Genomic DNA, 280 nt, shown 5'->3' with positions numbered 1-280 from the left:
GAAAACATGCTTATCCGCACCCCGTCAGGCGCAGCGGTACCGTTTTCAACGGTAGCCAATATCGAACTGGGTGAGTCATATGCATCGATCACCCGAGTTGATGGTCGCCGAGCAATTACCATTAGTGCCAATGTGAATAAAAACAATGTTGAGCCATCTAAAGTGGTCGCCGAAATTCAGGAAGACTTTTTACCTGAACTCACCGCGCGCTTCCCAAAAGTGGCTTCAGCTTTAGATGGTGGCAGTTTAGATGAGCAAAATGCCATGCTGGGTTTAGCCC

General features: G+C 48.6%; 1 protein-coding gene. It reads left to right on the top strand.

The window, feature by feature from the left end; translation table 11 throughout:
* Positions 1 to 280 (top strand): hypothetical protein (locus AAEY88_RS13105; RefSeq protein ID WP_350563084.1); only part of this gene is annotated, 280 nt, incomplete at both ends.

The sequence above is a fragment of the Psychrobacter sp. CAL346-MNA-CIBAN-0220 genome (genome assembly GCF_040309805.1).
In the GTDB taxonomy this organism is placed as follows: domain Bacteria; phylum Pseudomonadota; class Gammaproteobacteria; order Pseudomonadales; family Moraxellaceae; genus Psychrobacter.
This window is presented reverse-complemented; position numbering and strand designations above follow the sequence as displayed.